Source organism: Niallia sp. FSL R7-0271, from assembly GCF_038005785.1.
In the GTDB taxonomy this organism is placed as follows: Bacteria; Bacillota; Bacilli; order Bacillales; family Cytobacillaceae; genus Niallia.
In genome coordinates, this window is the sequence record NZ_JBBOTZ010000001.1 from 1,578,556 (window position 1) to 1,604,913 (window position 26,358).

At 39.2% G+C, this 26,358-nt stretch carries 28 protein-coding genes, 1 pseudogene and 1 riboswitch; of the genes and pseudogenes, 20 read left to right on the forward strand and 9 right to left on the reverse strand.

Annotated features, from left to right (window positions below; genetic code table 11):
- Window positions 1–53: 53 nt before the first annotated feature.
- Entirely contained in the window at window positions 54–272 is a 219-nt protein-coding gene (locus MKX82_RS08040) for an RtcB family protein (protein ID WP_233314256.1), read from the forward strand.
- A gap of 269 nt (window positions 273–541) precedes the next feature.
- Window positions 542–1,504: an RtcB family protein gene (locus tag MKX82_RS08045; protein ID WP_341076274.1), complete on the forward strand. Its 963-nt coding sequence runs from the start codon at window positions 542–544 to the stop codon at window positions 1,502–1,504.
- Between the two features lie 365 nt (window positions 1,505–1,869).
- On the opposite strand, the gene MKX82_RS08050 is transcribed toward MKX82_RS08045, so the two are convergent.
- Entirely contained in the window at window positions 1,870–2,115 is a 246-nt protein-coding gene (locus tag MKX82_RS08050; RefSeq protein ID WP_233314254.1) for a YkuS family protein, read from the reverse strand.
- A 158-nt stretch (window positions 2,116–2,273) separates the two neighbouring features.
- Here MKX82_RS08050 and MKX82_RS08055 point away from each other — a divergent pair, with 158 nt between their 5' ends.
- Entirely contained in the window at window positions 2,274–2,777 is a 504-nt protein-coding gene (locus MKX82_RS08055; RefSeq protein WP_233314253.1) for a GNAT family N-acetyltransferase, read from the forward strand.
- Window positions 2,778–2,813: 36 nt separating this feature from the next.
- On the opposite strand, the gene MKX82_RS08060 is transcribed toward MKX82_RS08055, so the two are convergent.
- Window positions 2,814–3,731 (reverse strand): DMT family transporter, encoded by a 918-nt coding sequence (locus MKX82_RS08060; RefSeq protein WP_341079471.1) that lies wholly within the window; start codon window positions 3,729–3,731, stop codon window positions 2,814–2,816.
- A 96-nt stretch (window positions 3,732–3,827) separates the two neighbouring features.
- Here MKX82_RS08060 and MKX82_RS08065 point away from each other — a divergent pair, with 96 nt between their 5' ends.
- The 3 genes from MKX82_RS08065 (at window position 3,828) to MKX82_RS08075 (ending at window position 5,912) form a co-directional block, all read left to right on the forward strand.
- A complete protein-coding gene (locus MKX82_RS08065; RefSeq protein ID WP_233314252.1) occupies window positions 3,828–4,709 on the forward strand; it encodes an AraC family transcriptional regulator in 882 nt (293 codons plus the stop codon).
- Window positions 4,710–4,775: 66 nt separating this feature from the next.
- Window positions 4,776–5,114, forward strand: coding sequence for a cupin domain-containing protein (locus tag MKX82_RS08070; RefSeq protein WP_233314251.1), 339 nt, complete (start codon window positions 4,776–4,778; stop codon window positions 5,112–5,114).
- A 15-nt stretch (window positions 5,115–5,129) separates the two neighbouring features.
- On the forward strand, window positions 5,130–5,912 hold the full coding sequence (locus MKX82_RS08075; protein ID WP_233314250.1) for an arylamine N-acetyltransferase family protein: 783 nt from the start codon (window positions 5,130–5,132) through the stop codon (window positions 5,910–5,912).
- A 27-nt stretch (window positions 5,913–5,939) separates the two neighbouring features.
- Here MKX82_RS08075 and MKX82_RS08080 read toward each other — a convergent pair whose 3' ends face one another.
- Window positions 5,940–6,266 (reverse strand): hypothetical protein, encoded by a 327-nt coding sequence (locus tag MKX82_RS08080; RefSeq protein WP_237941241.1) that lies wholly within the window; start codon window positions 6,264–6,266, stop codon window positions 5,940–5,942.
- Window positions 6,267–6,387: 121 nt separating this feature from the next.
- Here MKX82_RS08080 and MKX82_RS08085 point away from each other — a divergent pair, with 121 nt between their 5' ends.
- Window positions 6,388–7,170, forward strand: coding sequence for a D-alanyl-D-alanine carboxypeptidase family protein (locus tag MKX82_RS08085; protein ID WP_233314248.1), 783 nt, complete (start codon window positions 6,388–6,390; stop codon window positions 7,168–7,170).
- Between the two features lie 158 nt (window positions 7,171–7,328).
- Window positions 7,329–7,538: pseudogene (locus MKX82_RS08090) on the forward strand (RsfA family transcriptional regulator); the annotation flags it as partial.
- A gap of 74 nt (window positions 7,539–7,612) precedes the next feature.
- Here MKX82_RS08090 and MKX82_RS08095 read toward each other — a convergent pair.
- The 3 genes from MKX82_RS08095 to brnQ all read right to left on the reverse strand — a co-directional run bounded on the left by MKX82_RS08095 (window position 7,613) and on the right by brnQ (window position 9,582).
- On the reverse strand, window positions 7,613–7,750 hold the full coding sequence (locus MKX82_RS08095) for a hypothetical protein (protein ID WP_233314247.1): 138 nt from the start codon (window positions 7,748–7,750) through the stop codon (window positions 7,613–7,615).
- Between the two features lie 103 nt (window positions 7,751–7,853).
- Window positions 7,854–8,099: a DUF2164 domain-containing protein gene (locus tag MKX82_RS08100; protein WP_233314246.1), complete on the reverse strand. Its 246-nt coding sequence runs from the start codon at window positions 8,097–8,099 to the stop codon at window positions 7,854–7,856.
- Window positions 8,100–8,247: 148 nt separating this feature from the next.
- Window positions 8,248–9,582, reverse strand: coding sequence for a branched-chain amino acid transport system II carrier protein (gene brnQ / locus MKX82_RS08105; RefSeq protein ID WP_233314245.1), 1,335 nt, complete (start codon window positions 9,580–9,582; stop codon window positions 8,248–8,250).
- A 593-nt stretch (window positions 9,583–10,175) separates the two neighbouring features.
- On the opposite strand from brnQ, the gene MKX82_RS08110 reads away from it, so the two are divergent.
- Window positions 10,176–10,508 carry a YisL family protein gene (locus MKX82_RS08110; RefSeq protein ID WP_233314244.1) on the forward strand — a complete coding sequence of 111 codons (333 nt, stop codon included), beginning with the start codon at window positions 10,176–10,178 and terminating at the stop codon, window positions 10,506–10,508.
- Window positions 10,509–10,559: 51 nt separating this feature from the next.
- Here MKX82_RS08110 and MKX82_RS08115 read toward each other — a convergent pair whose 3' ends face one another.
- On the reverse strand, window positions 10,560–11,261 hold the full coding sequence (locus MKX82_RS08115) for a YoaK family protein (RefSeq protein ID WP_233314243.1): 702 nt from the start codon (window positions 11,259–11,261) through the stop codon (window positions 10,560–10,562).
- Between the two features lie 407 nt (window positions 11,262–11,668).
- Here MKX82_RS08115 and MKX82_RS08120 point away from each other — a divergent pair, with 407 nt between their 5' ends.
- From MKX82_RS08120 to MKX82_RS08130, 3 genes are all read left to right on the forward strand, one after another.
- On the forward strand, window positions 11,669–12,955 hold the full coding sequence (locus MKX82_RS08120; protein WP_341076283.1) for an MFS transporter: 1,287 nt from the start codon (window positions 11,669–11,671) through the stop codon (window positions 12,953–12,955).
- A 144-nt stretch (window positions 12,956–13,099) separates the two neighbouring features.
- Window positions 13,100–13,879 carry a Cof-type HAD-IIB family hydrolase gene (locus tag MKX82_RS08125; RefSeq protein ID WP_233314241.1) on the forward strand — a complete coding sequence of 260 codons (780 nt, stop codon included), beginning with the start codon at window positions 13,100–13,102 and terminating at the stop codon, window positions 13,877–13,879.
- A 73-nt stretch (window positions 13,880–13,952) separates the two neighbouring features.
- Window positions 13,953–14,987 carry a DUF3231 family protein gene (locus MKX82_RS08130; RefSeq protein WP_233314240.1) on the forward strand — a complete coding sequence of 345 codons (1,035 nt, stop codon included), beginning with the start codon at window positions 13,953–13,955 and terminating at the stop codon, window positions 14,985–14,987.
- Between the two features lie 46 nt (window positions 14,988–15,033).
- Here the strand turns inward: MKX82_RS08130 and MKX82_RS08135 are convergent, their stop codons facing one another.
- Window positions 15,034–15,396: a group I truncated hemoglobin gene (locus tag MKX82_RS08135; RefSeq protein WP_233314239.1), complete on the reverse strand. Its 363-nt coding sequence runs from the start codon at window positions 15,394–15,396 to the stop codon at window positions 15,034–15,036.
- 133 nt (window positions 15,397–15,529) lie between these two features.
- On the opposite strand from MKX82_RS08135, the gene MKX82_RS08140 reads away from it, so the two are divergent.
- The 8 genes from MKX82_RS08140 (at window position 15,530) to mutL (ending at window position 24,174) form a co-directional block, all read left to right on the forward strand.
- Entirely contained in the window at window positions 15,530–15,868 is a 339-nt protein-coding gene (locus tag MKX82_RS08140) for a cupin domain-containing protein (RefSeq protein WP_233314771.1), read from the forward strand.
- A 68-nt stretch (window positions 15,869–15,936) separates the two neighbouring features.
- On the forward strand, window positions 15,937–16,506 hold the full coding sequence (locus MKX82_RS08145; RefSeq protein ID WP_341076288.1) for a histidine phosphatase family protein: 570 nt from the start codon (window positions 15,937–15,939) through the stop codon (window positions 16,504–16,506).
- Window positions 16,507–16,638: 132 nt separating this feature from the next.
- Window positions 16,639–16,729: riboswitch (cyclic di-GMP riboswitch) on the forward strand.
- 71 nt (window positions 16,730–16,800) lie between these two features.
- Window positions 16,801–17,796: a ketoacyl-ACP synthase III gene (locus MKX82_RS08150; RefSeq protein ID WP_341076290.1), complete on the forward strand. Its 996-nt coding sequence runs from the start codon at window positions 16,801–16,803 to the stop codon at window positions 17,794–17,796.
- A 12-nt stretch (window positions 17,797–17,808) separates the two neighbouring features.
- Window positions 17,809–18,159, forward strand: coding sequence for a hypothetical protein (locus MKX82_RS08155; protein ID WP_233314237.1), 351 nt, complete (start codon window positions 17,809–17,811; stop codon window positions 18,157–18,159).
- A gap of 103 nt (window positions 18,160–18,262) precedes the next feature.
- The gene (locus MKX82_RS08160; protein ID WP_233314236.1) at window positions 18,263–18,712 is read left to right on the forward strand and encodes a GNAT family N-acetyltransferase; all 450 of its coding nucleotides are present in this window, start codon (window positions 18,263–18,265) and stop codon (window positions 18,710–18,712) included.
- A gap of 190 nt (window positions 18,713–18,902) precedes the next feature.
- Window positions 18,903–19,451 carry an outer spore coat protein CotE gene (locus MKX82_RS08165; RefSeq protein WP_233314235.1) on the forward strand — a complete coding sequence of 183 codons (549 nt, stop codon included), beginning with the start codon at window positions 18,903–18,905 and terminating at the stop codon, window positions 19,449–19,451.
- Between the two features lie 178 nt (window positions 19,452–19,629).
- Window positions 19,630–22,245 carry a DNA mismatch repair protein MutS gene (mutS, locus tag MKX82_RS08170; protein ID WP_341076293.1) on the forward strand — a complete coding sequence of 872 codons (2,616 nt, stop codon included), beginning with the start codon at window positions 19,630–19,632 and terminating at the stop codon, window positions 22,243–22,245.
- Window positions 22,246–22,272: 27 nt separating this feature from the next.
- Window positions 22,273–24,174 (forward strand): DNA mismatch repair endonuclease MutL, encoded by a 1,902-nt coding sequence (gene mutL / locus MKX82_RS08175; RefSeq protein ID WP_237941249.1) that lies wholly within the window; start codon window positions 22,273–22,275, stop codon window positions 24,172–24,174.
- A 671-nt stretch (window positions 24,175–24,845) separates the two neighbouring features.
- On the opposite strand, the gene MKX82_RS08180 is transcribed toward mutL, so the two are convergent.
- A complete protein-coding gene (locus MKX82_RS08180) occupies window positions 24,846–26,204 on the reverse strand; it encodes an MATE family efflux transporter (protein WP_341076296.1) in 1,359 nt (452 codons plus the stop codon).
- Window positions 26,205–26,358: the final 154 nt, after the last annotated feature.

Below are 26,358 nucleotides of genomic sequence, written 5' to 3' on the forward strand. Positions count from 1 at the left end.
AGCACATTCCCAGTTGTGGAACTGCTGTTATAAGTGTAATGAGGAGGGATTTTATGATTGAAGTGCAAGGTAGATTTAACAGCGCCAAAGTTTTTACAGATAAAGTCGAAGAAACAGCATTGTCGCAAATTCAAGAGCTTTGCGATCAGGACTTTACAGAAGGAACCAAAATCCGGATTATGCCTGATACTCATGCAGGCGCTGGCTGTACAATCGGAACAACGATGACTATAACAGATAAAATTGTTCCAAACTTAGTCGGGGTTGCTTGATGTTGGCCCAGACGTTAAACCACTCGCTCAATTGCTGGAACCCCTATTAGGGCAATCAGCAGCCAGAGGCTGTGGCAACATAGTCAAATGGTTCAGAGACTTGCACGCTAGTGGCAGATTTACGTGCAGAATTATTACCAAACCTTATAAAAGATGGGATAATTAATACGGCGAGCCTGCGATAGGAGCTGCCTAACTCCGATAACCGCAGAGAAGGTATAGTCCAAACTCTTAAGTAATTAGGAGAAAAATGTGATATCGGCTGCGGCATGGAAGTTGCCGTTATAAATAAAAATAAAACAGAGGTTAATTTCGATAAGCTCGATGAAATAATCCGCAAACATATTCCAAGCGGCTTTGCCACAAGGGAAAGCAGTCAATTCCATCCGTATTCCAAAAGAATTGATTTTCGTAATGTGGTCGCGCCTTTTAACTTGAAAAGAGCTAAATCATCAGTTGGAACTTTAGGTGGAGGTAACCATTTTGTTGAGTTGAACGAATTAGACGATAAAATTGTGATTGTCATCCACTCTGGTTCTAGAAATTTAGGCAAGGTAATTGCAGAGCATTATCAAAACTTAGCATATAATGAGCTGTTAAGTTTGCAGGAAGAACGCCAAACGCTGATTAATGAATTGAAAGCAGAAGGCAGGGAAAGGGAAATTGAAGAAGCGTTAAAAAGCCTTAAAAGTCCTTTCATCAAAAAGGATCTTGCTTATCTTCAAGGAAAAAGCTTTGATCATTATATGAATGATATGAAAATCGCGCAGCATTATGCACTTTTGAATCGTAAAGCAATGGCAGAAGAAATTGTCTCCCGTATGGGCTGGGAAATAGCGGACAGCTTTACAACGATTCACAATTATATTGATATGGAACAAATGATTCTCAGAAAAGGGGCAATCTCTGCCAAAAAAGGGGAAAAAGTAATCATTCCAATCAATATGCGTGATGGCAGCTTAATTGCAATTGGTAAAGGTAATGCAGAATGGAATGAATCGGCTCCTCATGGTGCAGGAAGATTAATGTCAAGAACGAAAGCAAAAGAGAGGGTGTCATTGACAGAATTCCAGGATTCAATGAAGGAAGTATGGACGACTTCTGTTAATGAAAGCACATTAGATGAGAGCCCGATGGCATACAAGCCAATGGAGGATATTATTAGACATAGTGTTGATACCATTGAAATTATGAAGGTTATTAAGCCTTTGTATAATTTTAAGGCCAATTAAAACCAAAGAAAAAGAAGGATTGCGCTTGTAATCCTTCCTTTTCTTTGGAGAAGATGACCTTCAAAAAAACACATCTACAAGCAATATGCCTAACCCGATCAAAAAGATAATCATTTAATCAGCTCCCCTCTTTAAAAGGAATACTACATCATATGACAAAAGGGAAAAAACTAATGTAACGAGAGTGGAAATTTTACTAAAAATACATAATTCTTTTGATAAAAAAGCAAAGTGTCCCTTATGTTTATCGCCATGATTTAAGCTCTTCATACATAAGGGGAAGGAAAAAGGGGAGTCTAGCTGGATTCATAGGAGGTTACGCTTAAGCATGCACCCCAAAAAAGGTGCTTGCTTAAGCATGTTTTTTATTTGTTTGTTCTTTGTGCTACTTGCTGACATACTTCATCAGCAGAAAGGCCGTTTGCCTCAATAACAGACCCTTGTATTTGTGTGTCCTGCATGCCCATTACGTTAGAATCAATTCCTGAGACAACACAGCAATCACAGTTTTGTGCATCAGACTCTTGCTTTAAATCAATCACCTCATGCCCTTGTTCACGGAGAGCCTCTGAAATATTTGTTAGTGATTGTTCTACACCAATTCTTGCCATATGTATCACCTCCTCCAAAAAGTAAGTTGTCCTAAAACAACAGAATTATTCTAAGTGAAACTAAACTGAAAAATCTGATATTTAAAAGGAGGAATTTAACAGGATAAACAGAATAAAGAGATATTGGCATGAAAAATAATTTTTGGTGGTGGCAATAGTTGAACAAACCAATTGTGGAACTATTTCGGCAAAAGCATCAAGCTGAAGTGGTTGACTTGATATTAACGATTCAGCAAACAGAATATAATATCCCTATTACAAAAGAAGACCAGCCTGATTTATTGATGATAGAAACATTTTATCAAAGAGGAAAAGGCAACTTTTGGGTTGCTCGTAGTGAGGAGAAGGTAGTTGGTACCATTGCTTTACTTGATATCGGCAACAGCCAAGCTGCCTTAAGAAAAATGTTCGTGCATAAAGACTATCGCGGCGCAGGCTATAATACAGCGAGACTTTTGTTGGAAAATGCCCTTGCTTGGGCAAAGGAAGTCGATATTTTAGAAGTTTACCTTGGCACTACGCCTCAGTTTTTAGCAGCTCATCGCTTTTATGAGAAAAACCAGTTTACAAGTATTGAGCTGGCCGAACTGCCTAAGGCTTTTCCGCTTATGGAGGTTGATAAGAAGTTTTATAAGTATAAGGTAGAAGAGCACGCAATATAAGAAGCTGCCGATTTTTTGACGGCAGCTTCTCTTTTTTTATAGTTGGACAGATTGAGCGTTCTGCCGTTTAAAAGCAGATAGAAGCAGAATGACACTGATAATGCAGGCTGCGCCAAGCCATTGAAATAAGCCAAATGGCATGTTGAGCCAAAAGACCGTCGTCAACACAGCCGCAAGCGGCTCAATGCTGCCTAACAAGCTGGATTCTTTCGGCAATAGTGACTCTAAACTTTTTATATAAAACCAAAAGGCTATCATTGTGCCAAACACAATCACAAACAATAAATAACCAATGGCTGCACTAGGCAGTTCAGCAGGTGCTGTCTTCCACACAGGTTCTAACGTATTTAAGCAAAGTCCCCCGATTATCATCGCCCAGCCGACAATTACCATAGAATCAAACTTTTCCAGCAAGCGTCCGGCACTTAAAGTATAAAAAGCAGCCGCTATTCCAGAAAGCACACCCCATACAACAGCTTGAACAGGAACAGAAAGCTCGGAAAAAGAACCATTTGTCAGCAGAAGAAAGCAGCCGCCTAATGCAAGTGCGGCAGAATATCCGTCTAGTTTAGACAGCCGCGCTTTTTTGGTTAAAAGATAATATATCATAATCATGATTGGTGCTAAATACTGCAGCAACGTAGCAACAGCTGCATTGCCATGATTGATGGCTGCCATATAAGTATACTGAACGGCCAGCATCCCAAAAAGGGAAAAGGCAATCAATCGGAAAGCGGATTGAGGACTCTTCCAAACAGCAATAATTTGACTGCGCTTTTTGCTAAAGGCTGTCAGCAAAAGCAGCATTAAGCCAGAAAGCAGCAGCCTTACGACAACTAGCCAATTTACATCGATTTGATAGGTTTGAAAGAGCTTCTGGGCAACTGTGCCGCCGACTCCCCAAAAAGCAGCACCTGTAATTACAAAAAACAAACCTCTATTTCTAGTCATTATGTCTCCGCCTTTTATAAAGATATTGTTATAATAAAGGAATAATCAGCGGAAAAATACGATAATAGACGGAAAAAATATAAATATATGGAGGTTGCTATGCAAAACCGTCCTTTTCCTATCGGTGATGATCTAAAAGAGCTGACAGAGCATTATACTGTATTATTGCCTGTAGCCTGCTACGAAACAACCATTAATAAAAACATGTATGGGCATATCCCGCTGCATTGGCATGATGAACTGCAGTTTGTGTACATGCATAAAGGAGAAGCGAATTTCTCGGTAAATGGAGACGATATTTTACTGAAAGAAGACAGCGGCCTATTTATAAACAGCGGTTTACTGCATATGGCAGCGGAGGTCACAAAGGACGCATCCTATATTTGCCTTAACGTCGCACCTTCCTTTATGCTCACACAAGAACTTTTTTCTCAGTATGTTTATCCATATATGCAAGCAAGCAATCTTCCATATGTTCCTCTTGATGGTCATAAAGAATGGGGCAGAATTATATTGGACGCTATCCTAGCCATTAACGAACTCCTTCAAAAAAAGGAGCCGTATTTTGAAATTGATATTAGCATACAGCTTTCCTTATTATGGAAAAGTTTTATGAAAAATGGACTTCCGCCTGCCTTTAACAAAGCAGAGTCAGTTAAAAATGAAAGAATGAAACAGATGCTCGACTGGATTCATCATCATTATGAGGAGAAAATAAAGCTTGTCGATATTGCTGCAGCAGGCCATTTGAGTCGATCGGAATGCTGCCGCTATTTTCAAAGGATCTTAAACCGTTCGCCCTTTAATTATTTGGAGCATTATCGCATTCAGAAAAGCCTAATTTTGCTTCAAGAAGAGGATGCCAATATTACGGAGGTCGCTTATCGGGTCGGCTTCAGCAGCACAAGCTACTTTATTCAAAAGTTTCGTAAGGAAATGAAGATAACGCCTTTAGCCTACAAAAAACAGAAGCAGTTGTAACAGCTTTTCCTAGAGACCTTAAATAAATGTATGCGATAATAAGATGGCGAACAAGGAGGTATTTAAATGAAGGAAATAATGTCATTTAATAAGCTTACAGGCAAGGCCATCAGCAATTATAATTCCGTAGCTGCTTATTACACGAATTTAATGCGAACAAATGAACCTGTTAGTATCGGTATAATTCATGTCGAGCCTGGGGGAATGGTCGGTTATCATGATGCTCCGGTTAAACAGGCCTTCATCATAATGGAAGGGCAAGGCTGGATTAAAGGAGCGGACGGACAAATACAGACACTGCAAACAGGTGAGGGAGTGCTGTGGGACAAGGGAGAAGGCCATGAATCAGGCAGTGAGCAAGGCATGACAGTCCTTGTCCTTCAAGGAGAGAATCTTTTTATATAGTTAGGAGGATGACAAATGCATGAATTAAATGAACGCTTTCGGCAGCGAATTGGCTTCCCTCTTGCAGAAGCAATAACGTTGCAAAATCTAGAAATTGTATTGGAAAAGGTGGCAAAAACAGTCCCTTTTGAAAATATGGCTATAATCGGAGGGAAAACGGGCGAGATATCTCCCGCTTATTTACAAGATAAGATCATTGAGCGAAAAGAAGGCGGGCTTTGCTATGATATAAATTCCCTTCTTTACTTGTTTTTACGTGAAAACGGGTTAAATGTCGCCCTAATTAAGGGGATTACCTATGATCCTGCCAATCAAGCTTGGAGCAAGACAGGAGCTACCCACGCTTGTATATTGCTTGAGGATAATGGACGCCAATATGTGGTGGATTCAGGATATGGCGCCAATCTGCCATTAAAGCCTGTGCCCCTTGATGGAGAGCTAATAGTTTCAGATAATGGAGAATTTAAGATAGAGCAGAAGCCGAGTGAGTATGGAGATTATATGTTATATGTCAAGCTGAAGGATAAAGATGAGGACTGGAGGATTGGTTATGCCTTTTGCTCAACTAAAGTTTTCGATGATGTCAAAGAGTTAAATGAAATGCAAGGAATTATCGTTAATCATCCTGCGTCGCGTTTTAATAAAGATCCTCTGCTTAGCTTGTTAACAGATAAGGGAAGTATAGTTTTGACTAATCATTCATTTACAGAATGGTCGGACGGAACTAAACAAAAGGAAGATATAGATTCGCAAGAATTTATATTAAAGGCGAAAGAAAGATTTGGTATTAGGAGCTAAACAGGATGCTTTTGCATCCTGTTTATTTTATTTAGGAAAGGCATTATCTATCGTATCGCTGAATTGCTGCATATCAGCATCTGCTTTCAGTGATTGAACATGGAAGGCATTTGCCTTTTTATGTCCAGCTTCTGTTCTAATCCCCATCTGATTACTGTTTCCACTTGGGATGACTCCTTCTCTTGGACCATCCTTATGAGATTCTGTTTCCACATGAATATTGTCTGCATCTCTAGGCATTTTGTGATTCCCTCCCATTGCTTGATGTATCTCTTCCTTATTGTTAGATGAAAAAGCGGTTTTTATGTTGCCATTCGTATTCGGAACGTAATAGATATTTTTTTGTTTTGTCATTTTTTTGTAATGGTATTGTCGACAAACACTTCTATAATGTTAATATTCCCTTATAATAATGAAGGTAGAAGGAAAGAAATACATAAAAAGGACTACTGAGCAAGAGAAGAAAGGTGACAACATGAAAAAAATAATTACGACTGCAGCTATTGCTTTTATTTTGAGCGGCTGCAGTACGACACAACAAGAGAGTCAGCCAAAAGAGGAAAACACGAACCAAACTTCCCAGCAGCAGGCAGAAAATCAAGAAACAAAGGAATGGACCATTCCAAGTGAAAATCTAAATAAAGTAAAGGAAGAAGACGGACATAATGTCATTTTGAATCCTGAAAATATATTAGCGTTAGTTAATAAAGAATATTATTTGCCAAGTGATTATGAACCAAAGGATCTTATCAGACCAGAAGTTTCCTTTTCCTTTGGGAATGAGGATATCGAGAAAAGCTATATGAGGAAGGAAGCAGGAGAAGCGCTTGCTGAAATGTTTAATGGAGCTAAATCAGAAGGTATGATTCTTTATGCCTCTTCAGGATACAGGTCATATGAACGACAATCTGCAGTTTTTGACCAAGAGGTTGCAAATGTAGGGGAAGAACAAGCAGAGCAGGCAGTAGCTATTCCCGGCTCTAGTGAACATCAAAGCGGGTTAGCAATGGATATCACTTCAGAGGGTCAGAATTTCTTATTAACGGAAGAGTTCGGAGAAGATAAAGAAGGCAAATGGTTAATGGACAATGCTTATAAATATGGATTTATTCTGCGCTATCCGAAAGATAAGGTTGACATAACCCAATATGAATATGAACCATGGCATTATCGCTATGTTGGCAAGGAAGCAGCTAAATTAATAAAAGAGAAGAATTGGACATTGGAAGAGTTTTTTGCCAATGTAGAGGATAATTAAGCGGGTTCCAACGCTGTTTTCATTCCTTCCTTTTGGGTATAAACGAAAAAGGGTACAACGATGATATAAACAGATTTGCTAGAAATGTAAAATGGCACTAAAACTAAACTGTTTCGTGTCGATATTAAGGATAATCAAGACGAACAAAAGGTGATAAAATGCCACATACATTTACGAGAGAACAAGATGCTTTACTGGCAGAAACGGTATTGAATCATATTCGTGAGGGCAGTACAGCAATTGCTGCCTTTGAAGAGGTTGCCGTTGTATTAAATAAAACGGCGGCAACCTGCGGGTATCGCTGGAACAATACAGTCAGGCACAATTATCGCGGCGCTTTCAGGCTTGCAAAAAAAGAGAGATATGAACTGAAATACGCAAATAATGAGGATTGAGGAAAGCTTGAATTACTTTTTAGAAAGGCATCGAAAACTCGATGCCTTTATTCTTCGTCATTAATTTCATTATCGCCGATTTCATCTTCTCCTGGCTGGTCTGTGCCTGGATTAATTTCATCACAGCCAGTCATCGTTGAGCCAAGAAATGCAGCGAGGAGCAGTGCAAGCATTGTTTTACGCATAGCTAGAAAACCTCCTATTAAAGAAATGAAGTCTAGTATAGCATGTTACTTTGGCAGCTCCTATATGTACATTGAATAATGGTATATGCAGGAAAAAGGGATTCTATTTTCTGATTGGTTTTTCCAATGTTAAAATTTCATCTTCAATAGCAGAGAATTGCTCTTCCACTAAATTTTTGACATCCATAACGCCAGCATTATAAAAATGAGGAGCAATCGTGTCCTTAAAGAACTCAAGCACGCTTTCCGCTGCGAATTCTGATATTTCCTCGTCCCGTTCAGCTGCAAAAAACGTTTGTATTTCCGAAACCATTAGCTGCTGCTGTTCTTTTGTTAATTTATAAAACAAGTAAAACATTCCTTTCATAAGAAGATAGTTGTACTATACATGGAACTAGAACGATTTACCAGTCTTGCTTTTTTTATAAATTTTTGTCAAATAGCATGAAAAAAGGAGACTGACAATTGCGTCAGTCTCCTTTTTTATTTCGTTTGATCTATTTATTTAAAGTAGCAACACTCTCTTTGTTAAGCTGCACTACATAGCCGATTATAGCGCCGACTATAGCAGGAAAAATCCATCCTAAACCAATGCCGTACATTGGCAGGAAACTTGCAAAGAACGAATCAAGTGCTGAAATTTTTAATACAGTTCCTTGCAAACTGTCCACTAGGCTGACGATAAATGTAAACAATAGGCTTATTTGATATACTGCTGGTCTTCCTTTAAAAAGTGGATGAAGGAAAGTCAGGAATATAAGCACAATCGCCAGTGGATAAATAATAGTCAACACAGGCACAGAAATCGTAATTAACTCAGTCAAACCGACATTGGCAATTACTGCACTAAATACGGATAAACTGATTGCAATTGCTTTATACGAAATAGACGGGAACAGCTTATGGAAGTAGGAAGAACAAGATGTGATTAGTCCGACGCTAGTTGTTAAACAAGCGACTGTAATCATCAAGCCAAGCAATACTCCGCCGTATGTTCCAAAATAGTAGTCAGAAACACGAGCTAAAACTTCTCCGCCATTGTCTAAATAACCGAGCTTTTCCACACTAGATGCACCCATAAAGGAAAGTGCTGAATAAATAGCAGCAAGGATGACAGCCGCAATTGCTGTTGCCATTAAACAAACCTTCATGATTTGGCCTCTAGTAGTAGCACCTTTTTCACGGATAGCATTGATAATAATTATTCCAAACACAAAGGACGCAAGTGTGTCCATTGTTAAATATCCTTCTTGGAACCCGTTGAAAAACGAGTTTGTCATATAATGCTCTGTTGGAGCTTGAAACTTACCAATAGGGAAAATGACGGAAACAACAACCAAAATCCCGATAAATGTTAACTTGATTGGCGTTAAGAATCTGCCGACTATGTCTACTATTTTAGCTGGGTTAAGAGACAAGAAACAAGTAATAGCAAAAAAGATAATAGTGAAAATAAGAAGGGCAATACCGGCAGAACTTTCTGTCACAAATGGCTTAACACCAATCTCAAAAGATACATTGCCTGTACGCGGTATAGCGAATAATGGGCCAATTGCTAAATAAAGAACCGTTGTAAAGATAATCCCGAAAAGTGGGTGTACACGGCTCGCTAATGACTGCAAGTCTTCTTTCCCGGAAAAGCCGAAAGCTAGTACACCGAGAAGTGGCAAGCCAACACCAGTAACAAGGAACCCAGCATTAGCTGACCAGATTTCACTGCCTGCTGATTGGCCAAGCATGGCCGGGAAAATAAGGTTTCCTGCACCAAAAAACAGTGCAAATAACATCAGGCCAATAATAATAATAAAGGAAAATGGTACTTTAGTTGACACGATAAAACCTCCAGAACTTAGATCAAATATAAAAGTTAACTACTTTTCGAAAATACTCTTCACGATTATTGAATGGCGAAATCGTAAAGATAGCAATTTTCAAAAAATAATAGCCAAATGAAAAAATCACCAGATGCTGCCACTTCGTAAGTCTCAATGCTGTTCATTAACAAATGTCTAACTTTTAAAGAATGATTTGTCTTTAGGGGCCTTGCCGGTCCTTATTAGTATTTCTAAAAATTTCTGAAAATAATCGGAGACATCAAATCTATAAATCATACATTAAGCAGTGGAACATCATGCTGACTAAGTAAGGCTAAAAAAGCCAAAGATTTTGTTTTTTCTGTTAACTATCTATTGTATTTTTTATAAACAACGTTCACTATGTTATAATATTAAAATTAAAATTTCAAGCATTTCTATAGAACTTTCGGTTCTCGGAAGAATCCAGTTAGAGGGGCTGAAAGCAGTTCTGCCCATATTGCAAGGCGTTTGGACAGTTATAAAATAAGTAGTTGGAAATTGATAGTTTTATTGGATATTTTTTTTTATTCTATGATAAGATTTGAGAGAGTGAAAGGAGGGGGAAAAGTTTGGGACATATACATATAACGGCATGGTCGGTTGCCTTGATTCTTTTTGTGGTATCTTTGCTTCTGCATAAGAGCGGCAAAGACAAAGGAAGTAAAATTGTGCATATGGTTTTAAGACTGATGTACTTAGCCATCATTGGCACAGGTGTGACGATGCTTACCTACACTGGCCTTGATGTTATGCATACATTAAAAACATTAGTAGGATTATGGGTAATTGCAATGCTTGAGATGATTGTAATTCGCACTAAAAAGGGAAGAAAAACATCTATTTTATGGATTCAGTTTGTTGTCGCCCTTATTATCGTACTATATTTAGGTTTTACGCTATAAGACAGAACAAAGCCTGCAGCAAAGATTTGCTGCAGGCTTTGTTCTGTCTTATTAATTTTGTGCCCCTTTCCTATAATATCCTTTATCACGGTGATACAAAATAATAGCAATCATTAATATGCCTGCAGCAATCCAAATCGAAGTTTTTCCAAAATAAGTTGTAGAAAACGTTCCAAGCAAAGCACCAGCAAAAAAAGATAGAATGATTACACCGAAATCAATAAACTGCCGCTTAGCTTCCTCATCGTGTCCGACAATAGCCGCATAGGCAGCCTGTGTTGCTGTTCGCAGGTTTCCTGTCGTAATAGTCGAGTTATAGGCCCATTTGTCCACTTTATTGAATGTGGAAATCTGTAAGGAAGAGACAAAAGCGATGCTGACAGTCACAAGCATGTTTGGCACACTTAATGGCAAAAAGCCGACAAACACAAGAACAAAAAACTCCAATATTAGAATAGAGCGTCGGTAGCTGTATAAAACATGCCGTACATGCGGTATTTTCACTATTTCAGAAACAAGTACACCTAATATAAAGGCAATGATTGGCGGGATATACAAAAGAGCCCCTTTCCATTCGCCGTTTGCTGCCTTAACAGCTAAAAGCACCATATTTCCTGTTTGGGCATTAGCAAACACTCCGTCTCTGCTGACAAAAGTATAAGCATCAAGAAAGCCCCCCACAATGGCGAGTATAAGACCCATATAAATAGAATTCGAGGAAAGGGAGGGAATGGTTTTTAGTTTTTCATGCATGTAAATTTCTCCTTCTCCATTAAAAATAATTTCTTGCCATAATAATAAAAAGCATGAATTGCAAAATATAGTTTATCATAATCAGTTTGTTACAACCGAAAAACATCCGAAAATTTTGTGTCTGTTTATTCTTTTTCTTTACAAAGCTTAGGCAGGAAAAGAGCAAACCATCAAGAATTTAATATTCTAGATGTGTTTAACTGATTCTAGGGAGAGCTGGTCATATTTTTAGGTGCTGACTAATATAAAAACATTATCTAAATTCAGCAAACAGGAGGGAAAAGGACAATAATCGAATTGGAATTAATCGATAAAACTTTGCTTTTTAGCATAGACCTCTAGTAGTTGACACAAGAGTTCTTTGCAAAATACATATTGAACAGAACCGACTAAAGAAAGGAAAGTCTATGGCTAATTTAAATTACAAACAAGACGATACAGCAAGCGCTGTGCTGCAAAAAAATCCGTTGGATCGTAAATGGAATCACTATTTGCTCATAAGTATAGTTTTCGGCGGTTTTTTGATTTTTGGTTTTTCGGAAAATATAAAAGGTCCGGCTATTCCGCTTATTCAACAAGACTTTCGTGCTAGTCAGACGCAGATTGGTTTGCTTTTAGCCTTAAACTCATTCGGCTATCTTCTTGCATGCTCCTATACATCCTGGATGTCTGACAGAATCGGAGTGAAATGGACAGGAATCTCTGCATTCCTACTTATGACCTTTTCAGGAGTATTCATTTATCTGTCAGCAAGTTTTCCTTCGCTGTCTGCTGCCTTTTTTGTTTTATATTTGGGGAATGGCATGCTAGAGATTGCCCTTGGCATTATGGCAGCCAGAATTTTTACAAAAAATACAGGTACCATGCTGAATATCTCTCATTTCTTTTATGGATTAAGCTCCACTGTCGCACCAATTTTCGCTGCCTCTGTGATGGATTGGCATTGGGGAGAAGGAGATGTCGGATGGCGCGGCATGTATTTTTTGTTTTTAGCTTTATCCTTACTGCCGATTCTACCGTCTCTTTTTAGTAAATTTCCGGCTGAAAGTAAAAGTGACGGCGACGGTGCTTCCTTTAAGTCTTTGATTAAGGACAGGGTTGCATGGCTGATTGTCGCTGTTCTTTCGTTAGGAGTCGTCTCAGAAATGGCAGTAGGCGGCTGGCTGATCAATTTCTTAGTGCAGGCATATAGCTGGGATATAAAGGAAGCATCGAATATGCTGTCATTATTCTTTCTGTTTTTTATGCTTGCACGGCTTTTGCTAGGTCCTGTAACAGACAAGATTGGCTTTGCTAGGTCCATCATGTACTTTTCGGCTTTTTCTGGTATTTGCACCATTGCAGGAATTCTTATCGGAGAAAAAGGCGCCATCTTCTTTTGCATTTCTGGCATAGGCATAGCCCTGGTATATCCAACGATTATGGCATTGCTCGCCAAAAGATACCCGATTGGAACGGGAGCTGCGATCACTTTTACCGTTACTTTAATGGGAATAGCGAGTGTGATCGGAAATTTCTTAATTGGCTTTATCATTGATACAGCTCGTATAGCTGCAAATAGCCTTGGTGCAGCGAACAGTGAAATCATTGGTTTGAAATTTGGTTATGGATTTATAGGACTGCTTGCTCTCTTATGCTCGGTATGCTGTTATTTTCTGTATATGTCAACAGAAAAAAACAAAGAAATAATATGATTTAATGCGTTTACACAATTAATAATTGACCTGAAATGCGTTTCATACCGTAAACTAAATGAAAATTAAGCTGTTACTTCAAGTAATAGACATAACAGCGGAGTATTTTTACAGCAGGATTACTAATAGAAAGCAGGGAATGAAATGAACGAGAAAAGCATTATATTTTTTGATATAGATGGGACTTTGCTTACACATGAAAAGCAATTGCCTCAGTCTGCCAAAGAAGCAATTTTCCAATTAAAAGAAAAAGGCCATGAGGTAGCGATTGCTACAGGAAGAGCGCCGTTTATGTTCGAAGATTTACGCAAGGAGCTTGAAATCGATTCGTATGTCAGCTACAACGGACAGTATGTCGTGTTAAATGGCGAGGTTATATATAAGAACCCATTAAATATTCAATCATTGGAAAAGCTTGCCGAAGCCGCATTGCTAAATGACCATCCGGTAGTGTATATGGACCATGAGGATATGAGAGCAAATGTTCCGGAGCATATCTTTATACAAGAAAGCATCCAAACACTGAAAATAGCCCATTTTCCAACACATGATCCTCTTTATTATAAAGACAGAGACCTGTTCCAGTCGCTATTATTCTGCCAGGAGGGGGAAGAAAAGCAGTATGAACAAGTCTCTGAAGACTTCGACTTTGTCAGATGGCATCCTGTATCTGTCGATATTTTGCCTAAAGGCGGCTCAAAAGCTCGAGGTATTGCCAAAATGACCGAAAAGCTCGGCATTGCTAAAGAGAACCAATATGCCTTTGGCGATGGTGAAAACGATTTGGAAATGCTGACAGCTATTGTTAACAGTGTGGCAATGGGCAATGCAGAGGAGCATATAAAGGCTTGTGCCAAATATGTAACGAAATCGGTGGAAGAAGACGGAATTGTTCATGGTCTTCAGTTGGTAGGTCTGCTGTAAGAGTAACTAATCCTTTGTATAATCTGATTCCTTCACGGAAAAAATAAGCAAAACCGACGTGGAGGAATATGCCTTGAATACAATCAAACCGATTAAAATAGGCTCACATAAATCAAGTCCGAATGAACCACTTACTTCGGCAGAAGTGGCAAAGCTGTGGGCAACCTATATGGGAAACAGCATGTCGAGATGCATACTGAGCTATTATTTACAGCATGTGGAGGATGAGGATATTAAAGCATTATTAAAGAATGCTTTACACTTATCGGATGTTTTCCTGGAAACGACGAAGGAAATATTTAAAAAAGATAAGATTCCATTTCCTGTCGGCTTCACAGAAAAGGATGTTAATTTAAATGCTCCTAAGCTATTTGAAGATGAATTCTATGTTCATTATTTAAAATACGCAGCCAAAGCAGGTTTGAGCATCTATCAAATAGCCATTCCCCTCGTCTATCGTGAGGATGTTCGTGATTTTTTCGTTTATTGTATGGATGCAACGATGCAATTGATGGAGCAAATTAAAATGATTCTATTAAGGAAGGGCTTTATTAAGAAGCCGCCGCTTATTCCAGTGCAAGACAGGCCTGAATTTGCCAACGAAAATTTTCTGAATGGATATATTGGGAAAGTTCGCCCTCTTCATGCGATGGAGATTACCCATCTTTACGACAATATCGAAAACAATGTCACAAGCAAAGCGCTAATACTGGCTTTCGGTCAAGTTGCAAGACAGGAAAAAGTGAAAAGCTTATTTATAAGAGGGAAAGAGATGACGCATAAGAATGTGGAACGGTACAAGCTTTTACTTCATGAGGAAAACTTGCCGTCTCCCGAATACTTAGACCATTTAATAACAACCTCGACGTTTGCGCCCTTTTCTGATAAGCTGATGCTTTTTCATAAAGTTGACATGTTTTCCATGAAAATAAGAGCGTTCGGAAATTCTCTTGCTGTAAATGGCAGACATGATATCGGAGTTATGTATACGAAATCGCTTATGAATATTATGATGTTTGTGACAAACGGGGCAAAAATAATGATGGAAAACGGCTGGATGGAAGAACCGCCGCATGCAGTTAACCGGGATGATCTTGCCAAACCTTAAATAGTAAGTGGAAAGAGCAAAAGAAGGGTAAACCTTCTTTTGCTCTTTATTTGTACAAAATATCGTCCTTTAAGCCGCCAACCTTTTCTAAAGCGGTCTGGATATCGTTCTCCTCTACACCGTAATGAGCAAGTGCATCATGCAAATGCTTGACGATTGCATTAAAGTGTTCCGGCTGGATATTCATTCCTTCATGCGCTTTTGCCATTGCCTTTCCTGTATATTGCTTCGGTCCGCCTAATGCAAAACTGATAAATTTAGTCTGATGACTGCGTTGTTTTTCCATATTTGTATGCTCAAAAAAATGACTTACTGATTCATCCTTTAATACTAACTCATTATAGAAATAATCAACTACTTTAGAAATTGCTTCTTCTCCGCCAACTTTTTCATATAAAGATTGCTCCATAACTATTCCTCCTTTTATTCACTATGTATAGATTAACCATTCTTACTACTTTTATCCTTTTTATAAAAAAAACAGGAGATTAGAAATAAGCAGAGAAATATTAAATGAAAATGAAAGGCAGGATGTGAGCAGGCTGGTTAAAAAGGGACAGTTAGAGTTAATTCATTTATTAGAGTTGACAAAGGGTAAGGCAGAATACAGTAATTTTATAGTAAGTGAGGTAAATGATCACGCTCTTCGGATAGCTGTCATTGAAGGAGAATATCATTGGCATAAGCATGAGGATTGTGATGAGCTGTTTATTGTGATCGAAGGGGAGCTGTTTATTGATTTGGAAAATAACCAAACAGTAAGCTTAAAGCCAGGTGACATGTATACTGTGCCGGCAAATGTGATGCATCGAACCCGCTCATTAGAACGAACGGTTAATTTGTGCTTTGAAAAGGCAAGTAATGATATATCTGGCACATGAGCTGCATAGACATAGCTAAAAATGCTTTCCTAGTGGAAAGCATTTTTTATAGGAGGGAGAAAAACAAGATGAAACTGGGATTAATTCGCCATGGCAGTACAGCTTGGAATAGAGAGGGAAGGGCACAAGGGAGCAGCAATATTCCTTTAGATAAAGAGGGAGTAGATGGAGCTCGTTTGCTTGCAGACCGTCTTTGCCAAGATAATTGGGATGTAATCTACACAAGTGACTTAATGAGAGCGAAACAAACCGCTGAAATCATGGCAGAAAGACTGCAAATAAAGGTTATTTTTGATACAAGGCTGCGCGAAACAGGCGGAGGAATGATAGAAGGAACAACAGAACGAGAAAGAATAGCAAGATGGGGCGAGGATTGGCGTGAGCTAGACTTAGGGATAGAGTCTGTTGAAAGTGTCAAAGCACGCACGCAAGCCTTTAGAAGGGAAAGATTAGACAAAGCAATACATCAAAATATATTGATAGTCAGTCATGGTGCACTTCTAACTATGCTTATAGCTGAGCTTGACCCGCAAGTTAGTGTGGAACATCCGCTGAAAAATACATCCTTTACGAATTTTTCATTTATTGATAACAGCTGGAAATGCAGCTTGTATAATTGTACAACACATCTAACTTGATGAGGGTTTATAGGTATATAAAACTAGGTGAATACAAATAATTGGTTATATTTACCTTTCCTTAATAGTTCTAAAATACTAGACGAAGGAAAATAAATATACTAAAATAATCTCGTACATGAGAAGATAAGCCTTCGATACTAGCAAACTTATTGAAAAATAAGGACGCAAAGCTATGGGTCTAAAGCAGTGGTTAAGCTGCAATGATTGCCAGGTTGCCGAAAAGGAGACAGATACCAATCCATCCTTTTTCGGGTGGATTTTTTTTATGAAATTTGGGGGAGTGTGAGCAAGTTGGCTAATCAAGTCAAAATTAAGGGTGTTAGCATTGCCCACCCAGAAACAAAATATGATAATCAGTTTTTTATAGACCATTTTCACGAATTAGGCCTAGAAGCAGAAGGATTGATGAACCATCTTGGCAGGAAAGAACGATATTTAGTTAATCCGGAGAAAGAAAACACCATTACGATGGCAAGCGAAGCAGCAGTAAAAGCACTTGATAGTACTAATACTAAAGCAGAAGAACTGGATATGATTGTTTTTGTCTCTGACACACCTGAATACACTTATCCAAGCAACGCACTTCTCCTTAATCGTATATTAGGGGCGAAAAATGCTCATATTGTCTATGATATGAATGCTAACTGTATTGGAATGCTGTCAGCTATTGATCAAGTGAATGCATTTTTGAAGAGCCGTGCAGACCTTCAGAGAGCACTTATTATCGGCAGTGTGTATGTAAGCAATATCGCCAGAAAAGATGATACTGTTATGTATCCTAACTTTGCAGACGGCGCATGTGCTGTAGTTCTGGAAAAAACAGAAGAGCCTATTGGACTTATAGCAAGCAATTATCACACAGATGCAAGTCTTGCAGACTTCGTCATGTATCCAGCTGTAGGATTTTCTCAACTGTTTAATGAGAACATCCCTGCAGCAAGTAAAAAACTTCGGTTTGATCCCCATGATGTCAGCTTTTTCTCTGACGAATGGAAAAAGCTGATTACTGCCATGCTCTCTCGGCATAATGTGCAGCCAGCGGAGATTGACCACTGGATTTTTTCTCAGTTTTCCAGACCAGAAGTGGAAGAAACATTGCAGAAACTTAAGGTTGGTCTAGATAACTATACATTTGTAGGTGAAAAGTTTGGTTATACAGGCGTAACCAGCCCGATATTTGCGCTCCATGATGCTCTTGAACGAAAAAGAATAAAAGACGGAGATAAGGTAGTTTTTTGCTCTGTAGCTGTCGGCTATAGTATGTCATCACTTTTATATCAATTTTAGGAGGAAATTATTATGTTTACATTTGAAAAAAAGGAAGCAACAAAGGAATTATTTATTACTGTCAGCGGATTTATGAAAGAAGAAGATGGTCAGTCGTTTCTTGCTGAGTATAATAAGCATGTTAAATCAATCGTTCCAGCAACATATACATTAGTTATTGATTCAACCAATCTTGCTGCATCTAAGCCTGATATGCTCCCAGTTTTAGAAGGATGCTTCAAGCTGTATATGTCTAACGGCTTCAAAAAAATCATCATGATTAATCCATCATCTGCTATTTCCAAAATGCAAATGAAGAAGCTTGCAGCAAGCATCAACTATACAGGAATTTTTGTTGATAAATTAGAAGAAGCAGTACGATAAATGAATGTAAGCCTGATAAGCCTTTGCTTATCAGGCTTTTTTTGTTAGGAAGTTTTTTTTAAAGCTTAGAAAGAATTATTTATGGATAAAGGAGAGATTTGAGATGAATATACGTAAACTGTCAGTAAATGAAACACCTCCGTTAACACTGCTGCTGTCTGCAGATCCTTCTTCTAGTCATATCCATGATTATTTAAGCAGAGGACAATGTTTTGTGGCAGACAGTAATAACACAATAGCAGGTGTATATGTTCTTCTGCCAACACGACCTAAAGTTGTGGAATTAGTGAATATTGCAGTCGCTGAAGCGATGCAAGGACGCGGTATCGGAAAGCTGCTTGTGCATGATGCCATTAATTGGGCAAGACAGCAAGGATTCAGGCAGATAGACGTTGGCACAGGCAACTCGAGTATCGGTCAGCTGGCATTTTATCAGAAATGCGGGTTCCGTATTGTTGGCATCGATTTTGATTTCTTTAAAGATTATGAGGAAGAAATCATTGAAAACGGGATTATATGCAGAGACATGATTCGGCTTTCGCTGGAACTGTAGCAAAAACATACTTGCAAGAAAATTAAGTTGTTCGTCTAGAAAATCTCCTGTTGTTCGGCACATTTGCCCTCCATTTTCATACAATGAATTAGGCTTAAGCTTTAATTTATCAGCTTCAAAAATTATCGCACACTAGTCTCCTATCCCGCATAGGATGAAATGAAAATGAATGAGGAGGTTTCGCTCGAAAATGGGAGAATATAGAGAGATTATTACAAAGGCAGTCGTTGCGAAAGGACGTAAATTTACAAAATCCAACCATACGATCTGCCCAGACAACAGCCCTTCCAGCATTTTAGGGTGCTGGATCATCAACCATACGTACGAAGCGGAAAAGAATGGCAAGACAGTAGAAATAAGCGGTTACTACGATATCAACGTTTGGTATTCCTATAACGACAACACACAAACAGAAGTCGTAACTGAACGGGTTGAATATACAGATATCGTGAAATTAAAATATCGTGATCCAGATTGCCTTGATGATCATGATGTGATTGCACGTGTGCTTCAGCAACCGAACTGCATTGAAGCAGTTATCTCACCAAACGGCAACAAAATCATCGTTCATGTGGAAAGAGAATTTTTAGTGGAAGTAATCGGGGAAACAAAAGTAGTTGTTGAAGTGTTCCCAGAGCATAAAGAACATGATGGCGATGATGTATGGGGCTTGGATGTTGAGGATGAAGAGTTTGAAGATTTGAACCCTGATTTCCTTGTAGGCTCAGAAGAAGAATAGAACTAGGAGGTTCTCCTAGTTCTTATTTTTTAAAAAACAGTCTGCTTTAAGCAATTGCTTAAAGCAGACTGTTTTTTTTCTGGCAGAAGGAACCACCTGAAACAAAGTGTCCCGATATGCTATAATGGTAGAATAATAAATTTGAATTAATGTGAGCAACATCTTTTTGGAGGATTTTATGACAACGTACACGCCCATGATACAACAATATTTACAAGTAAAGGCAGATTATCAGGATGCCTTTTTATTTTTCCGTTTAGGCGATTTTTACGAAATGTTTTTTGATGATGCAATTAAAGCATCACAAGAATTGGAAATCACGCTGACGAGCAGGGAAGGCGGGGGAAATGAACGGATTCCAATGTGCGGAGTTCCCCACCATTCAGCGAAGAACTATATCGAGCAGCTCGTTGAGCGCGGCTATAAGGTGGCAATATGCGAGCAGACAGAAGACCCGAAGCAGGCAAAGGGAGTTGTCCGCAGGGAAGTTGTTCAGCTGATTACACCTGGAACGATGATGGAAGGGCGAAACCTTTCCGATAAGGAAAATAACTATATTGCCACAATCACGGTATTGGATAACCATACATATGGTTTTGCCTATAGTGATCTGTCAACAGGTGAGTGTAAAGCGACTAAAACAACTGGTTTTGATGCAGCTTTAAATGAATTGTCCTTGTCAGGAGCAAAGGAGGTCATCATCAGCCCAGATTTTCCAGAAGACAGCAAAAAACGCATGCAGGAGCGTGCTCATTTAACTTTGTCCTATGAAAACGATGCTGCTGTTTTCGAGCAGTATGGTGTGTTGTTGGCTGAAGTCCATGATGAAGCACTGCAATCTACTGTGAGCCGATTGTTTGCTTATCTTTACCGAACACAAAAACGAAGCCTTGATCACTTGCAGCCCGTGTCTGTATATGTGATTGATGACTTTATGAAAATTGATTATTTCTCAAAACGCAATCTTGAACTGACAGAAACAATCCGCTCGAAAGGGAAAAAAGGCTCTTTGCTGTGGCTGTTGGATGAGACGAAAACAGCAATGGGAGGCAGGCTCTTAAAGCAATGGATTGACCGTCCGCTCTTGAACAGAGATAAAATCGCTGAAAGACAAAACATGGTAGAGGTCATGATCAGCCATTATTTCGAAAGAATGGACTTGCGCGAAAAGCTGAAGGAAGTGTACGACCTAGAAAGACTTGCCGGAAGAGTTGCTTTCGGGAATGTGAATGCACGGGATCTTGTGCAGTTGAAGAAATCGCTGCAGCAAATTCCGGCAATTCAAGAGCTTGTCGCTCAATTCGGCACTAATGAAGCAAACTTGCTTGCAAGTGAACTGGACCCTTGTGAAGAGGTTACAGATTTGCTGGAAACAGCGATTGTGGAAAATCCGCCGCTATCTGTCAAGGAAGGCAATATCATTCTTGATGGTTATAATGAAGAGCTTGACAAATACAGAGATGCGAGCCGCAACGGTAAAACCTGGATTGCCCAGCTAGAACGGCAAGAGCGGGAAAAAACAGGGATTAAGTCGTTAAAAATCGGTTATAACCGTGTGTTTGGCTACTATATAGAAGTGACGAGAGCAAATGTGCATTTGCTGCAGGAAGGCCAATACGAGCGAAAACAAACATTGGCAAATGCAGAACGTTATATAACACCGGAGCTGAAGGAAAAAGAGAGCCTGATTTTACAGGCAGAAGAAAAAATTGTAGAGCTGGAATACGACTTGTTCACAATCATCCGTGAAACGGTGAAAGACTATATTCCAAGACTGCAGATGTTAGCGAAAACCGTCAGCGCACTAGATGTGCTCCAATGCTTCGCAACCGTCAGCGAAGACCGCCGTTATGTGAAACCTGCTTTTTCTTCTGAAAGAGTGCTGCACATTCAAAATGGACGCCATCCTGTTGTCGAGAAGGTGATGAATTCACAAAGCTATGTGGCTAATAGCTGTTTAATGGATGCTGACAGAGAGCTGCTGCTCATTACAGGTCCGAATATGTCTGGTAAAAGCACGTATATGAGGCAAGTGGCTTTAACTAGCATTCTTGCACAAATCGGCTGCTTTGTCCCGGCAGAGGAAGCGACATTGCCAATCTTTGACCAAGTTTTCACTAGAATCGGGGCAGCAGATGATTTGATTTCTGGACAAAGTACCTTTATGGTAGAAATGCTAGAAGCTCGCAATGCCTTGCTGCATGCAACAAAGGACAGTTTGATTTTATTTGATGAAATTGGCAGGGGGACAAGCACCTATGATGGCATGGCCCTTGCTCAAGCAATAATTGAGCATATTCATGATATAGTCGGTGCGAAAACATTATTCTCTACCCATTATCATGAGCTCACAGTGCTCGATCAAGAGCTTGCCCGCCTAAGCAATGTTCATGTAAGTGCCATGGAGCAAAACGGCAAAGTCGTCTTCCTTCATAAGATTAAAGAAGGAGCGGCAGACAAGAGCTACGGAATTCATGTCGCACAATTGGCAGAGCTTCCGCCAGAGCTGATTGACAGGGCACAGGAACTTCTGTTGTCACTTGAGCAGAAAGAAGATGGCAAGCAAGCTGCTGCACTAGTGATTGTGAAGGAGGAAACTCCAGCAGTTGAGAGTAATGGAGATGCCCAGCTGTCATTCTTTGATGAAATGCAAAACCAAAAACCTGCTGCTAAATTGGCAGGAAAGGAAAAACAAATTCTTCAGAAAATCAAATCACTTGATATTTTAGATATGACACCAATGCAGGCATTAAACACATTATATGAACTGCATAAAAAGATAAAAAACGATTAAGTTCACATAAAAGAAGAGGTGAAGACAGTGGCAAAGATATTTCAACTCGATGATGCACTTTCCAATAAAATCGCTGCAGGAGAAGTAGTCGAAAGGCCAGCCTCTGTTGTTAAAGAATTAGTAGAGAACAGCATTGATGCAAACAGCACCAATATCGAAATCTTTATCGAGGAAGCAGGCCTGCAAAGCATCCGCATTCTCGATAATGGCGCAGGCATTGAGGAAGAGGATGTGCTGACTGCCTTCTCCCGTCATGCTACAAGTAAAATTAAGGATGAAAACGATCTTTTCCGCATCCGCACATTAGGTTTCAGAGGCGAGGCTTTGCCAAGTATCGCTTCTGTCTCCCATGTAGTACTGACAACATCAACTGGAGAAAAAGGTACAATGGTCGAGCTTGAAGGCGGTCATCTTAAGAAGCAAGAGAGCGCTCCAGGGCGAAAAGGCACGGAAATCACTGTTTCTAATCTGTTCTTTAATACACCGGCACGTTTGAAATACATGAAATCCATTCATACAGAGCTTGGCAATATCACAGATATCGTTAACAGGCTTGCATTATCGCACCCTGAGATCAGCTTCCGCCTTGTTCATAATGACAGGAAGCTGCTTCATACGAACGGAAACGGCGATGTTAGGCAAGTTTTGGCAAGTATTTATGGGTTAAATATAGCGAAAAAGATGATTCCAATAACAGGAAAGTCACTGGACTTTACCCTTTCAGGCTTTATGGCGCTCCCTGAAATAACGAGAGCCTCCCGCAATTATATTTCAACGATGATTAACGGCAGGTTTATTAAGAACTACTCCCTTGTGCGCAGTATTCAAGAAGGCTATCATACATTGCTGCCAATTGGCCGATTTCCAATCGTTCTTTTGAATGTGGAAATGGACCCGATGCTAGTCGATGTTAACGTCCATCCATCTAAAATGGAGGTTCGCTTCAGCAAGGAGCAAGAGCTCAATGAACTGGTGAGTGAGAGTATTAAAGCAGCGTTCAAAAAGAAGGAATTAATTCCAGCCGGCTTTATCCGTGAAAAAGCGAAAGCACCGAAGGACGAGCAAACAGCGTTCTCCTTTGACCAAGCCAGGGAAAATCGTCAGGAAATGCCGAAACAGCAGGCACAGCCATTTGCTTTCTCCAATACAAGCATTGATTATGCACCAGTAGACACAGCTCCGCTCCTAAATGCAGAGCTGCCAGAACTGTTTTCAATGAAAGAGCCTCCGGTTGAGGAGCCACTATACACAGAAGAAACTGCTTTTCCAAATGTTCCAGAACCAGTAGTGGATACCAGCGAAGACACGTGGGAAGAGGAAGTGCTCGAAGATGTGGCAGCGGAAAACCGCGTTCCGCCATTATACCCAATTGGGCAAATGCATGGCACCTATATTTTCGCTCAAAACGAAAGAGGCTTGTACATTATCGACCAGCATGCCGCCCAAGAGCGCATCAAATACGAATTTTACCGCGAAAAAGTCGGTGAAGTTCATAACGAGCTGCAAGAGCTGCTGATTCCACTTACATTGGAATACTCATTAGATGAATGGATGAAGATAGAGGAAAACAAAGCAGAACTAGAAAAAGTCGGCGTCTTCCTCGAGCCATTCGGCCAGCAAAGCTATCTCGTCCGCTCCCATCCGCAATGGTTTCCAAAGGACGAAGAAATAGAAACAATTGAAGAAATGATCGAACAAGTCCTTGCCATGAAAAAAGTCGACATCAAGCTGCTCCGGGAAGAAGCAGCCATCATGATGAGCTGCAAAGGCTCCATCAAAGCAAACCGCCATCTCCGCAATGACGAGATAGAAAGTTTGCTTGAAGAGCTCCGCCACACATCAGATCCTTTCACTTGCCCACATGGCAGGCCGATTATTGTTCATTATTCTTCTTATGAGATGGAGAAGATGTTTAAGAGGGTGATGTAGGAGAACCCCTTGTTAAATATTTTAAAAAAGCCTTTAGTAAAATTCTATTTATAGGTCTTTTTACTTGGAATTAGGAATTTTTTACTATATAATAAATATTGCTGATTAAGTTCAAGTATTATTGTAGACCTTATTCTTATGTAAACTTTACGGGTAAGGTCTTTTTTTTACTTAGTATGTTAAAAGCCCCTAATTAGAGGGGCTTTTTGCAATTACATATCCTATTGATTTAAGGGAAAATACTCAGGCGGAGTTGGCCGGGACTTCGTTTTCAAGTGATGGCTAAACCTTGCTGTAAGTAGGGGTTTATATTTCTTTTTTATAAGGGGATATCTTTAAAAAGGAAAGCCAGTTATAGCTTTCTTTACTATTTAATAGAAATAATCTTTATGTGAGTAAAAAGATATTAATTTCTGTGTGTTATTCTTCAGATTAGCAAAAAAATTGATGAGCTTTATAACCTTCATTTTCATCCTTCTTTATTCATCACTTATCTTCTTCAAATCTATCGGGACTTTTAGCATAACGTGCTCCATTAAATTTAAATATCTTTAATGCAGTTACTTCAGTAATTTTCGGGTCATATTTCAGTACAGATAGTAAAAATAAACTCAAAGAAGAATCTATATAGATTCTTCTTTTGAATACAGCTGTTAATGAGATTACTTTGGTTATATGTTTTCTACTAAACTATCCAATTCCGGCTGCAATTTATTACGCAGAACATACAGCATAAAGGCACCAACAAGAAATGCGACGGCATCTGCAATGACAATCGACCAAACGACCCCTTCAAATCCATATAAATGATTGGCAATAAACAATACAGGAATCAGCGTAATTCCTTGAATAATGGACATAATAAATGCGGCAGTTCCTTGTGCTGTTGCTTGGAAGATGCCTGTAAATAGTGTTGTCATTCCTGTAATGAACAAGGATAGAAACGTTACATGTAAAATATAGCTGCCCATTTCAATTAATTGCGGGTCAGTTGTAAATAAACTGATTAAGTGGTCGGATACAAAGTAAACGGCGATGCCGAACACGACTGCTAACGTCACAATTGCTTTAATCGTAAATCCAATCGTAGTTTTCATACGTAATTTATTTGCTGTGAAAGCGAAGGCAATTAATGGCACGACTCCTTCACATAAGCCCATTACAATAAACTCAGGAAATTGCAATAAACGAGATGAAATTCCGTATGCCGCTACAGCCTGTTCCCCGTAATCGACAAGAAAATGGTTAAAGATAAGCGACATTGCACCTAAAAAGATGCTCATGATAAAGATTGGAATTCCAACTTTACTTACATTGCTCAAAATCTCTTTGGAGGCTTTAAACCATTTTAAAGAGATCGTTAAAAATGGGCTCTTTTTTCCTATATGGTAGGCGAAATAGGCACTCGCAGCCAAGTTAGAAATAACTGTAGCAGTTGCAACACCAATCACGTCCCAATGGAATACGAAGATGACTAAAGCATCAAGAATAATATTTAAAACAACACTGAGAATCATCCCAATCATCGATGTAATTGCTGCACCCTCTGAGCGTACGATATTCTCCAGTGTGAAAAACAATATAACGAATGGGGAACCAATAATCATAACTGTTACATATTCCTTTGTGAATATAAAGGAGTCTGACATTGCTCCCAAGCCATGAACAATTGAATTAATCAACGGAAGACCTACGACTATCATAATAAGACCGAGAATTAAACTGCTGTAAAAGGCAAATGAAGACACATGCAAGACATCATTATATTTTTTCTCTCCTAGCAAACGGGAAATAAATGTACCGCTGCCCATGCCCACTAAATTGCCAAATGCCATTATGATTGCGAATAACGGCAATGTTAATGCGAGTGCAGTTAACATGGCAGTATTATGGAGTGTTCCAAGGAAATAAGCATTCAGAATGGAATATATAACATTCATTGATGAACCAATCATCATTGGTACTGCAAAGTGAGCTACAGCTTTTGCGACAGGTGCTTTTTCAAAATAATAGAGGTTTTCTGCATCCATGTTTAATCACTACTTTCTTTATAATTAATAAAAAAATTTAAATACTATACAATGACAACTTTTATCCAACAATTTAATAAACGTGTTTTAGTAGGGTTTCTATCTAACAGTGTAAGGTTGCCTCTTACAGTGTTAGATGATATCATCCTTTTAT